Source organism: Bacillus sp. GZB, from assembly GCF_001975995.1.
In the GTDB taxonomy this organism is placed as follows: Bacteria; Bacillota; Bacilli; order Bacillales; family Bacillaceae; genus Bacillus; species Bacillus velezensis.
The window spans coordinates 17,378-32,556 of the sequence record NZ_MTQG01000022.1; the positions used below are offsets into that span (position 1 = coordinate 17,378).

The window sequence follows — 15,179 nt, forward strand, 5'->3', positions numbered from 1 at the left end:
ATTTTGTCAAAATAATTTTGTTGACAATGACTTATTAACGTTGATATAATTTAAATTTTATTTGACAAAATTGGGCTCTTGTTGTACAATAAATGTAGTGAGGTGGATGCAATGGCGAAGACGTTGTCCGATATAAAAAGATCGCTTGATGGGAATTTAGGTAAACGGCTTACGTTAAAAGCAAACGGCGGCCGCCGAAAAACGATTGAGCGTTCGGGCATTTTAGCTGAGACGTACCCTTCTGTTTTTGTGATACAACTAGATCAAGACGAGAATTCGTTTGAAAGAGTTTCATACAGTTATGCTGATATTCTGACTGAGACTGTTGAATTGACATTCAATGACGATACGGCAAGCTCAGTAGCATTTTAATGGGCAGTGAACCTTTTGTTTACTGCTTTTTGTTTTGCCTTCCAAAGCTCTTCTAATTATTCCCTCGAAAGTTTCAGCCGATTAAACGGAAGCTATAGGTGTCACATGTTTTATCGTGGCGTGCACGAATGGTGATCAATTCTATAAAAGGGGTTGTTTCGTTTGGGCAGACGTCGTGGAGTTATGTCAGATGAGTTCAAATATGAGCTGGCGAAGGACCTTGGTTTTTACGATACGGTGAAAAACGAGGGCTGGGGAGGCATTCGGGCGCGTGACGCCGGGAATATGGTAAAGCGCGCGATTGAGATTGCCGAACAGCAGATGGCGGCTCAGAACCAAAATAACCGATAATTCAGTGGCCCGGGGGACAATCCGTTCCCCGGTTTTTTCTATCGGCTGTCAAAACCGGCGTCAATTTCGGATAAGTACCTCCGGGTCTCCAAATGTGATACAATGTTCATACTTATGTTTAGATGGAGAAGTAGGTGAAAGCTATGCGTATTTTAGAAAAAGCGCCGGCCAAAATCAATCTGTCCCTCGATGTGACGAGTAAACGCCCGGATGGTTATCACGAAGTGGAGATGATCATGACGACAATTGATTTGGCAGATCGGATTGAACTGACAGAACTGCCCGAAAACGTTATCAGAGTGGCGTCGCATAACCGCTTTGTTCCGGATGATCAAAGGAATCTGGCTTATCAGGCAGCCAAACTGCTTAAAGAACGGTTTCAAGTCAAAAAAGGCGTTTCCATTATGATTACAAAAGTGATCCCTGTAGCGGCAGGGCTTGCCGGCGGAAGCAGCGATGCGGCAGCCACGCTCAGAGGGCTGAACAGGCTTTGGGATTTAAAGCTTTCTGTCGAAGAGCTCGCGGAGCTTGGAGCTGAAATCGGTTCAGACGTGTCCTTCTGTGTATACGGAGGCACTGCTCTGGCAACCGGACGCGGTGAGAAGATCAGGCACATCAGTGCTCCGCCTCATTGCTGGGTCGTGCTCGCCAAACCGACGATCGGGGTATCGACTGCCGAAGTGTACCGCCGGCTGAACTTACAGCAGGTTCGGCATCCTGATGTGCAGGCGATGATTGACGCGATTGAAGAAAAAAGCTTCCAAAAGGTATGCGGACAATTAGGAAACGTATTGGAGTCGGTTACGCTCAGCCTCCATCCCGAGGTGGCGATGATTAAAAATCAAATGAAACGCTTCGGCGCTGATGCGGTGTTAATGAGCGGAAGCGGACCGACTGTATTCGGTTTGGTTCAATACGAATCGAAGGTGCAGCGGATTTATAACGGGTTAAGAGGTTTCTGTGATCAAGTGTACGCAGTGCGGATGATCGGCGAACAGAATGCTCTTGATTAAATCCGTATGTTAAGTTATATTATTTTTAAATTATTCGGATTTTGGGGGTAAGTTCATGAAGTTTCGTCGCAGCGGCAGATTGGTGGACTTAACAAATTATTTGTTAACCCATCCGCATGAATTAATACCGTTAACGTTTTTCTCAGAACGGTATCAATCAGCAAAGTCATCAATCAGTGAAGATTTAACGATTATTAAACAGACCTTTGAACAGCAAGGCATTGGGACGCTGCTTACAGTGCCGGGAGCTGCCGGAGGCGTCAAATACATTCCGAAAGTGAAACAGGCTGAAGCAGAAGCGTTTATACAGGAGCTGGGACAGTCTTTAGTAAATCCTGAGCGTATCCTTCCGGGCGGTTATGTATATTTAACGGATATCTTAGGAAAACCCTCTGTCCTCTCTCATGTAGGCAGGCTTTTTGCTTCCGTTTTTGCGGAGCGGGAGATTGATGTGGTGATGACCGTTGCGACAAAAGGAATCCCTCTTGCTTACGCAGCGGCCAGTTATTTGAACGTTCCGGTTGTCATCGTGCGAAAGGACAATAAAGTGACGGAAGGCTCCACGGTGAGCATCAATTATGTATCAGGGTCATCTAACCGCATTCAAACGATGTCGCTTGCGAAAAGAAGTTTGGCTACGGGTTCGAACGTTTTGATTATTGACGACTTTATGAAAGCCGGCGGCACCATTAACGGCATGATCAGTTTGCTTGATGAGTTTAATGCAAACGTCGCGGGAATAGGTGTCTTGGTTGAAGCCGAGGGAGTGAATGAACGGCTTGTCGATGAATACATGTCACTGCTCACGCTTTCAACCATCAATATGAAAGACAAAACGATTGAGATTCAAAACGGCAATTTTCTGCGATTTTTTAAAGAACAGCATTTAAAGAATGGGGAGACAGAAAAATGACAAAAGCAATCCATACAAAACACGCGCCGGCAGCGATCGGGCCATATTCACAGGGAATCATCGTAAACAACATGTTTTACAGCTCAGGCCAGATTCCTCTTACTGCTGAAGGAGAAATGGTAAACGGTGATATCACAGAACAAACGCATCAGGTGTTCAGCAATTTAAAAGCTGTGCTGAAAGAAGCGGGCGCTTCTCTCGAGACGGTTGTAAAAGCAACGGTATTTATTGCTGATATGGAGCAGTTTGCGGAAGTGAATGAAGTGTACGGACAATACTTTGATGTACATAAGCCGGCAAGGTCTTGTGTGGAAGTGGCGAGACTGCCGAAAGATGCTCTCGTGGAAATTGAAGTCATTGCGCTGGTGAAATCTTAAATCTCAGAAAAGTGGTTCCGGTCTCCGGGATCACTTTTTTTATGCAGTATATGATCCCCAAATATGGTTTATCACCTAATTGTGTATGTATATCCTATATTTTCAAAAAAACTTTTTGAAACGTGCAGGAATTTAAAAAGAATCGTGGAATTGTTAGACTAATGCTTTTATATAGGGAAAAGGTGGTGAACTACTGTGGAAGTTACTGACGTAAGATTACGCCGCGTGAATACCGATGGTCGCATGAGAGCGATTGCATCCATCACGCTGGATCACGAATTTGTTGTACATGATATTCGTGTGATTGATGGAAACAATGGTCTTTTCGTTGCGATGCCGAGTAAACGCACCCCTGATGGAGAATTCCGCGATATTGCTCATCCTATTAATTCCAGCACGCGGGGCAAGATCCAGGATGCTGTTTTAAATGAGTATCATCGTTTGGGTGATTCTGAAGCATTAGAATATGAAGAAGCCGGGGCTTCTTAAACATAACAAAATGTAAGGACTGCTGATAAAGGCTGACACAAGGCCTTTTCCGGCAGTCCTTTTTTAAATCTGATTTTTCAGTAATAAAGCGATTACATAGAAAATTCTTGCACTTTTTGATGTCTTCTTGAAATCAACAGCTATTTAGGATATATTTTTCTATGGATAAAAGGGATATTGGAGGCCATTAAATGGATAAGCGGTTTGCAGTGATTTTAGCTGCCGGAAAAGGAACGAGAATGAAATCGAAGCTTTACAAGGTCCTTCATCCGGTATGCGGAAAGCCTATGGTAGAGCACGTCGCAGACGAAGCTCTGAAATTATCTTTAGCGAAGCTTGTCACCATCGTAGGACACGGCGCCGAAGATGTGAAGAAGCAGCTCGGACAGAAAAGCGATTACGCTCTCCAAGCAGAACAGCTCGGTACGGCTCATGCGGTCAAACAGGCAAAACCATTTCTTCACGGAGAAAAGGGTGTCACGATCGTTATTTGCGGCGATACACCGCTTCTGACGGCGGAGACGATGGAAGCCATGCTGAATGAACATACAGACAAAGGTGCAAAAGCCACGGTGTTAACGGCCGTTGCCGACGATCCCGCCGGATACGGAAGAATCATCCGCAGTGAAGACGGCGCCGTTCAAAAAATCGTGGAGCACAAGGATGCTTCGGAACAAGAACGTCTTGTGAAAGAAATTAACACGGGAACGTACTGTTTTGATAACGAGGCTCTTTTTCGTGTCATCGAACAGGTTTCGAATGAAAATGCCCAAGGCGAGTATTATCTGCCGGATGTGATCGAAATCCTCAAAGACGAAGGCGAAACTGTTGCCGCTTACCAGACTGGTAACTTCCAAGAGACGCTCGGAGTGAATGATAGAGTCGCTCTTTCTCAGGCTGAAATGTATATGAAAGAGCGTATTAACAAACGGCATATGCAGAACGGAGTCACTTTAATCGATCCGATGAATACGTACATCTCACCTGACGCACGTATCGGACAAGATACAGTTATTTATCCCGGAACTGTGTTAAAGGGACAAGCTGAAATCGGCGATGAATGTGTCATCGGCCCTCACACTGAGATAGAGGACAGCTCAATCGGCAGCCGCACTGTGATTAAACAATCCGTTGTCAATCGCAGCAAAGTTGGGAATGATGTAAATATCGGTCCTTTTGCTCACATCAGACCCGATTCCGCAATCGGCAATGAAGTGAAGATCGGAAACTTTGTTGAAATCAAGAAAACACAATTCGGCGACCGGAGCAAAGCATCTCATTTAAGCTATATCGGTGATGCCGAAGTGGGCACGGATGTGAATCTGGGCTGCGGCTCCATCACGGTCAATTATGATGGGAAGAAAAAGTATTTAACCAAAATTGAAGACGGCGCCTTTATTGGCTGCAACTCCAATCTGGTCGCTCCTGTTACAGTGGGAGAAGGCGCATATGTCGCTGCGGGTTCAACCGTAACTGAAGATGTGCCGGGCGAAGCGCTTGCCATTGCCAGAGCAAGACAAGTAAATAAAGAAGATTATGTGAAAAATATTCATAAAAAATAATCCTAAAATCGGAGGTTTACCATGTCTAACGAATACGGAGATAAGAATTTAAAGATTTTTTCTTTGAATTCAAATCCAGAACTTGCAAAAGAAATCGCGGATAATGTAGGGGTTCAATTAGGAAAGTGCTCTGTTACAAGATTCAGTGACGGAGAGGTCCAGATCAATATAGAAGAAAGTATTCGCGGCTGTGATTGCTATATCATTCAGTCTACAAGTGCGCCGGTCAACGAGCACATCATGGAATTGCTGATTATGGTTGACGCTTTAAAGCGCGCTTCCGCGAAAACAATCAACATTGTCATTCCGTACTACGGTTATGCGCGCCAGGACAGAAAAGCAAGATCACGTGAACCGATTACGGCAAAACTTTTTGCAAACCTGCTTGAAACAGCGGGTGCGACACGCGTGATCGCGCTTGATTTACACGCGCCGCAAATTCAAGGTTTCTTTGATATTCCGATTGACCACTTAATGGGTGTTCCGATTTTAGGCCATTACTTTGAAGGTAAAGACTTGAAAGATATCGTCATTGTTTCTCCTGACCACGGCGGTGTGACGCGCGCCCGCAAACTTGCGGACCGTCTGAAAGCGCCGATCGCGATTATCGACAAACGCCGTCCTAGACCGAATGAGGTAGAAGTGATGAACATCGTCGGTAACGTGGAAGGAAAAACAGCGATTCTGATCGATGATATTATTGATACGGCCGGCACAATCACACTTGCCGCTAACGCGCTGGTTGAAAACGGAGCTGCAGAAGTGTATGCATGCTGTACGCACCCTGTACTGTCAGGTCCTGCCGTTGAGCGGATCAATAACTCTAAAATCAAGGAGCTTGTCGTAACGAACAGCATTAAGCTTCCTGATGAGAAAAAAATCGACCGCTTTAAGCAGCTTTCTGTCGGACCGCTTCTGGCTGAAGCGATTATCCGCGTTCACGAGAAACAATCTGTCAGCTATTTATTCAGCTAAACCGAAACTTTAAGGTTTAAATCCCAGTTATTGTGGGTATTGTTCTAATAGGACGATAAAACGATAATTAGGATGGTGCTGAATATGGCAACTTTAAAAGCAAATGAAAGAACAGATTTTAAACGTTCGACGCTTCGGAAAATCCGTCATTCAGGACATGTTCCAGGGATTATATACGGTAAAGAAACAACGAATACGCCTGTCTCTTTAGACAGTGTCGAATTGCTTAAAACATTGCGGGACGAAGGAAAAAACACGATTATCACAATTGATGTCAACGGAAATCAGCAATCGGTTATGGTGACTGATCTTCAGACAGACCCGCTCAAAAACGAATTGACGCACGCCGATTTTCAAGTCGTGAATATGAGTGAGGAGCTGGAGGCCGAGGTGCCGATTCAGCTGACGGGAGAGGCGAAGGGAGTCAAAGACGGAGGCGTCATCCAGCAGCCGCTGCATGAGCTTTCGATTAAGGCCAGACCGAAGGACATCCCTCAGACAATCAATGTTGATATTTCAGGACTTGAGATGAATGATGTGCTGACCATCGCAGATCTGACTGCTGACGGCAATTATACATTTACAAACGATCCGGAAGAAGTCGTGGCTTCCATCCTTCCTCCTAAGCAGGAAGCATTCGAAGAAGATGCAGAACCGTCTCCTGGGGAAGAGCCCGAAGGAGAAAATCAATAAGCGCTTTAAGACGTAACCCGCCCGAGGTTACGTCTTTTGTGCTAGAATGAGAAGAATTACAGCGATGTTGAGGGAGGATTTACGATGCTTGTGATTGCCGGTCTCGGTAACCCCGGGAAAACCTACGAGAACACGAGACATAATGTCGGCTTTATGGCCATTGACGAGCTTTCTAAAGAATGGAATATTGAATTGAATAAAACGAAATTCAACGGACTTTACGGAATGGGGTTTGTTTCCGGAAAAAAAGTTCTACTTGTTAAACCGCTTACATATATGAATTTATCAGGGGAATGTTTGCGGCCGCTACTGGATTATTATGATGCCGATCATGAAGATCTGAAAGTCATATACGATGACCTTGATCTTCCGACGGGAAAAATCAGACTTCGGACGAAGGGGAGCGCAGGCGGACATAACGGAATTAAATCGCTTATACAGCACCTCGGAACCCCTGAATTTGACCGGGTCAGAATCGGAATCGGCCGCCCCGCTGGCGGAATGAAAGTCGTTGACTATGTACTGGGAGCTTTTACGAAGGAAGAAGCGCCGCATATCAATGATGCCGTCTCAAAAACCGTAAAAGCCTGCGAAGCTTCCTTAACGAAACCATTTTTAGAAGTCATGAACGAATTTAATGCAAATGTATAAGATAAATAATGGGAGACCATACTAGGGAAAAATGATTTTTTCACATCAGGAGGTCCAACGTATGGCTTTGCATTATTTCTGCCGCCACTGCGGCTTTAAGGTAGGGAGCCTGGAATATTCGACGGTGCCGACACAGTCACTTGGATTTCAGCACTTAACAAATGAGGAAAGAAACGATATGATTTCATATAAAGACAATGGAGATGTCCATGTTCTTACAATTTGTGAAGACTGCCAAGAGGCGCTGGAGCGCAATCCGCACTACCATGAACACAACACATTTATTCAATAAGAAGCTTTGGTGTAGATTCTAGACCAAAGCGTTTTTCTGTTCTTGCAGAAAATAGAGAGGAGGGCCCATATGGACAACATTCAAACCTTTATTAAAGAAAGCGATGATTTTAAATCCATTGTCAACGGTTTACATGAGGGGCTGAAGGAACAGCTGCTTGCGGGTCTGTCAGGTTCCGCGCGTTCTGTTTTTACCTCCGCCCTTGCACAGGAAACGAAAAGGCCGATTTTCTTTATCACCCATAATTTATATCAGGCCCAAAAAGTGACGGAAGATCTGACGGCGCTTCTCGGGGATCAATCTGTTTTTTTATACCCCGTGAATGAATTGATTTCTTCAGAAATTGCGGTAGCGAGCCCTGAACTGCGCGCTCAGCGGCTTGATGTCATTAATAGATTAACAAACGGAGAAGCGCCGGTCGTTGTGGCGCCCGTTGCGGCAGTGAGAAGAATGCTTCCGCCGAAGGAGCTGTGGAAAAGCAGCCAGATCGTCATTTCACTCGGAGACGAAATAGAACCGGATCAGCTGTCCGCGCGCCTTGTAGAGGTGGGGTATGAGCGTTCCGATATGGTTTCTGCACCCGGTGAATTCAGTATTCGCGGCGGAATTATCGACATTTATCCGCTGACGTCGGAGCATCCGGTGCGAATTGAACTGTTTGATACGGAGGTCGATTCCATCAGAAGCTTCAATTCTGATGACCAGAGATCAATTGAGACGCTCAAACATGTGGCGATCGGACCGGCGAAGGAATTGATCATCAGGGCGGAAGAAAAAGCCCGGGCAATGGAAAGGCTCGATAAAGGGCTTGCCGACAGTCTGAAAAAGCTGAAGCAGGACAAACAAAAGGAAATGCTTCATATCAATATCTCACATGATAAAGAACGGTTATCAACGGGACAGACTGATCAGGAACTTGTGAAGTATCTCTCGTACTTTTACGAAAAACCTGCTAGTTTGCTAGATTATACACCGGCAGACACGTTGTTACTGTTAGACGAGGTCAGCCGCATTCATGAAATGGAGGATCAGCTGCAAAAAGAAGAGGCCGAATTTATGACAAGTCTGCTTGAGGAAGGGAAAATTCTGCATGACATTCATTTATCCTTCAGCTTTCAGGAGCTTATGAGCGAAAAGCGGCGCCCGGCTATTTATTATTCATTATTTTTGCGTCATGTCCAGCATACAAGCCCTCAGAATATCGTGAATGTGACAAGCCGACAGATGCAGAGTTTTCACGGGCAGATGAATGTGCTCGCAGGTGAAATGGAGCGCTTTAAGAAATCAAACTTCACCGTCGTCTTTTTAGGCGCAAATAAGGACAGAACTGACAGATTGGCATCCGTGCTGGCTGATTACGAAATTGAAGCCGCAAAAACGGACAGCTCCAAAGCGCTTGTGCAAGGACAGGTCTATGTCATGGAAGGCGAGCTGCAATCCGGTTTTGAACTGCCGCTGATGAAGCTGGCCGTCATTACGGAGGAAGAGCTGTTCAAAAACCGAATTAAGAAAAAGCCGAGAAAGCAGAAGCTGACAAATGCCGAACGGATCAAAAGCTATTCCGAGCTTCAGGTCGGAGACTATGTCGTCCACGTCAACCACGGGATCGGTAAGTATTTGGGGATCGAAACACTAGAAATCAAAGGCATTCATAAAGATTACCTCAACATTCATTATCAGGGCAGCGATAAGCTGTACGTCCCTGTAGAACAAATCGACCAGGTGCAGAAGTACGTCGGCTCTGAAGGAAAAGAACCGAAGCTTTATAAACTGGGCGGCAGTGAATGGAAACGGGTGAAGAAAAAAGTTGAAAACTCCGTTCAGGATATTGCCGATGATCTGATTAAGCTTTATGCGGAACGGGAAGCAAGCAAGGGCTATGCGTTCTCGCCGGATCATGAAATGCAGCGGCAGTTCGAATCTGCTTTCCCTTATCAGGAAACAGAGGACCAGCTCCGTTCCATTCAGGAGATTAAAAAGGATATGGAAAGAGAGCGCCCGATGGACCGTTTGCTTTGCGGTGATGTCGGTTACGGGAAGACGGAGGTAGCCATCCGAGCGGCCTTTAAAGCGATCGCAGACGGAAAGCAGGTCGCGCTTCTTGTGCCGACGACAATACTCGCGCAGCAGCATTATGAAACCATTATGGAGCGTTTCCAGGACTATCCGATTAACATCGGTCTTCTCAGCCGATTCAGAACGAGAAAAGAATCCAATGAAACGATTAAAGGCCTGAAAAACGGAACGGTAGACATCGTAATCGGGACCCACAGGCTCTTATCTAAAGACGTCGTCTATAAAGATCTCGGCTTGCTCATCATTGATGAAGAGCAGCGCTTTGGCGTAACGCATAAGGAAAAAATCAAGCAGATCAAAGCCAATGTCGATGTGCTGACTCTTACAGCAACGCCGATACCGCGTACGCTTCATATGTCCATGCTCGGTGTGCGGGACTTATCTGTTATTGAAACGCCGCCGGAAAACCGTTTCCCTGTTCAGACATATGTCGTGGAATACAACGGCGCGCTTGTGCGGGAAGCCATCGAAAGAGAACTGGCGCGCGGAGGACAGGTATATTTCTTGTACAACCGCGTGGATGACATCGAGCGGAAGGCTGATGAAATTTCCATGCTTGTTCCCGATGCGAAAGTGGCATATGCCCACGGAAAAATGACCGAAAATGAATTGGAAAGCGTCATGCTCAATTTTCTGGAAGGGGAATCAGACGTCCTTGTCAGCACGACTATTATTGAGACAGGCGTAGATATACCAAATGTGAATACCTTGATTGTGTTCGACGGAGACAAAATGGGGCTGTCTCAGCTGTATCAGCTGAGAGGACGGGTCGGCCGTTCCAACCGCGTCGCTTACGCGTATTTTACGTACCGCAGAGACAAAGTGCTCACTGAGGTGGCGGAAAAACGGCTGCAGGCGATTAAAGAATTTACCGAGCTGGGGTCAGGCTTTAAAATCGCCATGCGTGACTTGACGATCAGGGGAGCGGGGAACCTTCTCGGCGCCCAGCAGCACGGCTTTATCGACTCAGTCGGTTTTGACCTGTACTCGCAAATGCTCAAGGAAGCGATTGAAGAGCGGAAAGGCGATATTCCGAAAAGCGAACAGTTTGAGACAGAAATCGATATCGAGCTGGACGCGTATATTCCTGAAAACTATATACAAGACGGCAAGCAAAAAATCGACATGTACAAACGCTTCAGGTCAATCGCCACAATTGAGGAGAAAAATGAGCTTCAAGATGAAATCATTGACAGGTTCGGCAGCTATCCTAAAGAGGTTGAATGGCTGTTTACGGTTGCTGAGATGAAGGTATACGGAAAATATGAACGCGTCGAACTCATCAAGCAGGATAAAGACGCGATCAGATTTACCATTTCTGAAGAGGCCAGCGCACAGATTGACGGCCAGAAATTGTTCGAACTCGGCAATAAATACGGCCGGCAGATCGGACTGGGAATGGAAGGGAAAAAGCTGAAAATCTCAGTACAGACGAAAGGCCGCAAAACGGAAGAGTGGCTGGAGACCGTGCTCGGCATGCTGAAAGGCCTTCAGGATGTGAAGAAAGAAACAATCGCGTCTTCATAAAAATTGTTACTCTCTGGTGTATATTACATTTGATGTGACGGATACTAATTTCAAGCGAGTGGCGGAAGCTACATAAAGTAAAGAGCTTTAGTACTTTCCCTTAAATATCATCACATGAAAGAGAGGCACCAGAGAGATGAAAGCTACAGGTATCGTACGTCGTATTGATGATCTAGGACGGGTCGTCATCCCTAAAGAAATTCGGAGAACACTGCGGATCAGGGAAGGAGACCCGCTTGAAATATTCGTTGACCGCGACGGAGAAGTTATATTGAAAAAATATTCTCCTATCAGTGAGCTTGGCGATTTTGCGAAAGAATATGCAGATGCATTGTATGACAGTCTCGGCCATTCCGTCTTGATTTGCGACCGTGACGCGTATATTGCCGTTTCAGGCAGTTCGAAAAAAGAATTTCTGAACAAAGCCATCAGCGATTTGCTCGAAAAAACGATGGATCAGCGCAGCTCTGTGGTAGAAAACGACGTGAAGTCCGCGCAGCTTGTTAATGACATTGATGAAGATATGAGCTCCTATACAATAGCTCCGATCGTGGCAAATGGCGATCCTATCGGCGCCGTGGTCATCTTTTCCAAGGAACAGGCACTTGGAGAAGTAGAACATAAAGCAGTAGAAACGGCAGCCAGTTTTTTGGCGAGACAAATGGAGCAGTAGGTCTTATTACCATTATTGAAATAAGAAAACGGAGAAAGAACAGCTCTTATACAAGTGCTGTTCTTTTTCATATTCATATGTGCTCTCTATCGGTTCGGCCGTTAGGATTGTGATATAATAAGCTCGTTTTATAGACGTAATTTTCTAGCGGCTGGAAGGAGCTTTTGGATGAACGATTCAGTTGGCGCCAATCGGCAATCGGCATGGAAAGGTGCTTTTGTGCTCGTCGTTGCGGGTATCGTGACGAAGATATTAAGCGCCGTGTACAGGGTTCCTTTTCAGAATATTGTCGGTGACGTCGGATTTTACATTTATCAGCAGGTGTATCCGTTTTTAGGGATCGCGGTCATGCTGTCAACATCCGGTTTTCCGGTAATCATCTCAAAATTAATGAACGATTATAGCAATCATAAACAAAAAATAATAAAAATTTCCGCCCTTTATGTCACGGCGGCCGGACTTGTTCTGTTTGCGCTCATGTATGCTGGCGCGGCGCCGTTGGCCGGTTTTATGGGTGACGCCCGCCTTGTGATGCTGATAAGAGTCGCGGCGTTCGCTTTCATACTGTTTCCGTTTACGGCGGTTTTCAGGGGGTATTTCCAAGGCGTGCATGATATGATGCCGTCAGCCTTATCCCAGATTACGGAACAGCTTCTTCGCGTGGCGGTGCTTCTCGGTTTATCCTTCTGGCTTTTGAAAAGCGGCCGTTCATTATACGCGGCTGGTGCGGGGGCGGCCTCGGGATCAATTGCCGGAAGCTTGGCGGCCCTTTGTGTATTGGCTGTTTTTTGGTATAAGCGGGAAGAAACCAAGAAAGACGGCGGACATATCGAAACGGCCGTCATTGTAAAAAAGCTGCTGCTTTATTCAGTCACCATCTGTATCAGCAGTGTACTCATGCTTTTGATTCAGCTTGTAGACGCCTTAAACTTATATTCACTGCTTTCAGACGGGACGGAGAGCCATGCCGCGAAACAGCTGAAAGGCATATATGACCGCGGACAGCCGCTCCTTCAGCTGGGAACCGTGTTTGCCGTCAGTATTGCCGCGTCATTGGTTCCTTCAATTTCAAAAGCGGTGCATGAGAATAAGCCGTTTATCATAAAAGAGAAAGCAACATCAGCCGTCAAGCTCTGCCTTGCGGTAGGGATCGGTGCATCAGCCGGGCTTTTTTGCATTTTAGAGCCGGTGAATATCATGCTTTTCCAAAACAGTGAGGGGACGCAGACCTTACAAATATTCAGCTTATCTATCTTTTTTGCCTCAATTGCGCTTACGGCAGCCGCGATTCTGCAAGGAGCGGGACATACCGTTTTCCCCGCCGTATCCGTTTTGGCGGGAGGGGCGCTGAAATGGGTGCTGAATGTTTGGCTGGTCCCCGGCTGGGGTATTACAGGAGCGGCACTGGCGACCGTCTTGGCATTTGCCGCAGTTGCGTGCCTGAATCTCCGGAGAATTTGGTCGAAGGGCTGGCTGACGAATATCGGAGGCGTGATTGCCCGTCTGTGCTGGTGCAGTCTGCTGATGGTCTTCTTTCTGCTCGTATATATGAAGCTTTGGCAGTTATTTGTTCCCGTCAGCAGGGCCGGAGCTGTATGTGAGAGTCTGTCTGCGTCAGTCATCGGAGGGCTATTGTTTATTTATTGTATGATAAGAATGAAGATTTTCACGGACGAAGAGCTGAGCGGCCTTCCTTTCGGCAGTGCTTTAAGCAAATTGAAAAAGAGGAGAGAAAAACATGGCAGGTAACATTACGGTCGTCGGCCTCGGCGCCGGAGACATGGATCAGTTGACAGTGGGCGTACATAAGCTGCTGACTCAGGCGAAGCATTTATATATAAGAACGAAAGACCACCCTTTGATTCCGGAATTAGAGCAAGAGACGGAAGCGGACATCCGGTATTTTGATGATATTTATGAAAAACATGATCAGTTTGAAGCGGTCTATGAAGAGATCGCGGACATTCTGTTTGAAAAAGCGAAGCAAGAGGATGTCGTCTACGCTGTGCCCGGGCATCCGTTTGTCGCTGAGAAAACCGTTCAGCTGTTATTTGAACGCCGGGAAGAACAACAGGTAGCTGTTCATACTGCCGGAGGGCAAAGCTTTTTGGATGCCACTTTTAATGCATTGCGAATTGATCCGATTGAAGGGTTTCAATTTACGGATGCGCAAACAATGACGCCGGATGAGCTCGAACTCCGCCATCACCTGATCATTTGCCAGGTTTATGACCAAATGACGGCCTCTGAGGTGAAGCTGACGCTTATGGAGAAACTGCCTGACGACTATGAAGTGGTCATCGTCACGGCAGCCGGAAGCAAAGGAGAAAAGATAACCAAGGTGCCTTTGTTTGAACTTGACCGCAATGTAGAAATAAATAACTTAACAAGCGTGTATGTTCCGCCGATTAAAAAAGAAGAACTCCTTTACCAGGAATTTTCTGCATTCCGAAGTATTATTCGCGAGCTTCGCGGGCCGAACGGCTGTCCGTGGGATCAAAAGCAGACACACCAGTCATTAAAGAAATATATGATTGAGGAATGCTACGAACTGCTTGAGGCCATTGACGAAGAGGACACGGATCACATGATAGAAGAACTCGGGGACGTCATGCTTCAGGTTATGCTGCACGCCCAGATCGGAGAAGACGAGGGGTATTTCTCAATTGATGATGTCATCAGAGACATCAGTGCGAAGATGGTCAGACGGCACCCGCATGTGTTTAAGGATGTTAAGGTTCAGGATGAACATGATGTCGTCGCCAACTGGGAAGAAATCAAAAAGGCGGAAAAGCAAACAACATCCTCTTCATTGCTGGATGCCGTGCCGAAAACACTGCCTTCTCTTGCAAAAGCGGCCAAGCTTCAGAAAAAAGCCGCGAAAACCGGCTTTGACTGGGATGACGTTCAGGATATATGGGATAAAGTAAATGAAGAGCTGAAGGAATTTTCTGCAGAGGCTTCCGCCGAATCAGCAGATGAAATCAGCTTAAAAGCTGAATTCGGCGATGTTTTATTTGCATTGGTCAATATCGGCCGATACTATAAAATTGAGCCTGAGGAAGCGCTCGCCATGACAAATGACAAATTCCGCAGACGCTTTGCTTATATTGAGAAAGAAGCGGCAGCAAAGGGACTTGAATTGACCGCAATGTCACTTGAGGAAATGGACAAATTGTGGGATGAAGCAAAAGAAATGGAGAGGAGATTCTGAT

Annotated in this window: 15 protein-coding genes; all 15 read left to right on the forward strand. The window is 46.2% G+C overall.

The window, feature by feature from the left end; genetic code table 11:
• Nucleotides 1-111 precede the first annotated feature (111 nt).
• Nucleotides 112-372 (forward strand): biofilm formation stimulator Veg, encoded by a 261-nt coding sequence (gene veg / locus BXO87_RS19980; RefSeq protein ID WP_007615173.1) that lies wholly within the window; start codon nucleotides 112-114, stop codon nucleotides 370-372.
• Between the two features lie 162 nt (nucleotides 373-534).
• Nucleotides 535-723: a small, acid-soluble spore protein, alpha/beta type gene (locus BXO87_RS19985; protein ID WP_011996172.1), complete on the forward strand. Its 189-nt coding sequence runs from the start codon at nucleotides 535-537 to the stop codon at nucleotides 721-723.
• Between the two features lie 143 nt (nucleotides 724-866).
• Nucleotides 867-1,736 carry a 4-(cytidine 5'-diphospho)-2-C-methyl-D-erythritol kinase gene (gene ispE, locus BXO87_RS19990; RefSeq protein ID WP_007409927.1) on the forward strand — a complete coding sequence of 290 codons (870 nt, stop codon included), beginning with the start codon at nucleotides 867-869 and terminating at the stop codon, nucleotides 1,734-1,736.
• A 55-nt stretch (nucleotides 1,737-1,791) separates the two neighbouring features.
• Nucleotides 1,792-2,649: a pur operon repressor gene (gene purR / locus BXO87_RS19995; RefSeq protein WP_004264666.1), complete on the forward strand. Its 858-nt coding sequence runs from the start codon at nucleotides 1,792-1,794 to the stop codon at nucleotides 2,647-2,649.
• Nucleotides 2,646-3,026, forward strand: coding sequence for a 2-iminobutanoate/2-iminopropanoate deaminase (gene ridA, locus BXO87_RS20000; RefSeq protein WP_004264663.1), 381 nt, complete (start codon nucleotides 2,646-2,648; stop codon nucleotides 3,024-3,026). Before purR ends, ridA begins: the two co-directional genes overlap by 4 nt.
• Before the next feature lie 195 nt (nucleotides 3,027-3,221).
• The gene (gene spoVG / locus BXO87_RS20005; RefSeq protein ID WP_004264660.1) at nucleotides 3,222-3,515 is read left to right on the forward strand and encodes a septation regulator SpoVG; all 294 of its coding nucleotides are present in this window, start codon (nucleotides 3,222-3,224) and stop codon (nucleotides 3,513-3,515) included.
• Nucleotides 3,516-3,706: 191 nt separating this feature from the next.
• Nucleotides 3,707-5,077, forward strand: a complete 1,371-nt coding sequence (glmU, locus tag BXO87_RS20010; protein WP_004264658.1) for a bifunctional UDP-N-acetylglucosamine diphosphorylase/glucosamine-1-phosphate N-acetyltransferase GlmU — start codon at nucleotides 3,707-3,709, stop codon at nucleotides 5,075-5,077.
• A gap of 21 nt (nucleotides 5,078-5,098) precedes the next feature.
• Nucleotides 5,099-6,052: a ribose-phosphate diphosphokinase gene (locus BXO87_RS20015; protein ID WP_004264656.1), complete on the forward strand. Its 954-nt coding sequence runs from the start codon at nucleotides 5,099-5,101 to the stop codon at nucleotides 6,050-6,052.
• An 84-nt stretch (nucleotides 6,053-6,136) separates the two neighbouring features.
• Entirely contained in the window at nucleotides 6,137-6,745 is a 609-nt protein-coding gene (locus tag BXO87_RS20020; RefSeq protein WP_014416724.1) for a 50S ribosomal protein L25/general stress protein Ctc, read from the forward strand.
• An 84-nt stretch (nucleotides 6,746-6,829) separates the two neighbouring features.
• On the forward strand, nucleotides 6,830-7,396 hold the full coding sequence (pth, locus tag BXO87_RS20025; protein ID WP_025650338.1) for an aminoacyl-tRNA hydrolase: 567 nt from the start codon (nucleotides 6,830-6,832) through the stop codon (nucleotides 7,394-7,396).
• Nucleotides 7,397-7,457: 61 nt separating this feature from the next.
• Nucleotides 7,458-7,688 (forward strand): anti-sigma-F factor Fin, encoded by a 231-nt coding sequence (fin, locus tag BXO87_RS20030; protein ID WP_004264650.1) that lies wholly within the window; start codon nucleotides 7,458-7,460, stop codon nucleotides 7,686-7,688.
• Nucleotides 7,689-7,757: 69 nt separating this feature from the next.
• On the forward strand, nucleotides 7,758-11,291 hold the full coding sequence (gene mfd / locus BXO87_RS20035) for a transcription-repair coupling factor (protein WP_033575247.1): 3,534 nt from the start codon (nucleotides 7,758-7,760) through the stop codon (nucleotides 11,289-11,291).
• A gap of 136 nt (nucleotides 11,292-11,427) precedes the next feature.
• Nucleotides 11,428-11,964: a stage V sporulation protein T gene (spoVT, locus tag BXO87_RS20040; RefSeq protein ID WP_004264646.1), complete on the forward strand. Its 537-nt coding sequence runs from the start codon at nucleotides 11,428-11,430 to the stop codon at nucleotides 11,962-11,964.
• Between the two features lie 168 nt (nucleotides 11,965-12,132).
• A complete protein-coding gene (locus BXO87_RS20045) occupies nucleotides 12,133-13,713 on the forward strand; it encodes a putative polysaccharide biosynthesis protein (RefSeq protein ID WP_038456684.1) in 1,581 nt (526 codons plus the stop codon).
• The gene (gene yabN / locus BXO87_RS20050) at nucleotides 13,703-15,178 is read left to right on the forward strand and encodes a bifunctional methyltransferase/pyrophosphohydrolase YabN (protein WP_038456686.1); all 1,476 of its coding nucleotides are present in this window, start codon (nucleotides 13,703-13,705) and stop codon (nucleotides 15,176-15,178) included. Before BXO87_RS20045 ends, yabN begins: the two co-directional genes overlap by 11 nt.
• The last annotated feature ends 1 nt before the right edge of the window (nucleotide 15,179 follow it).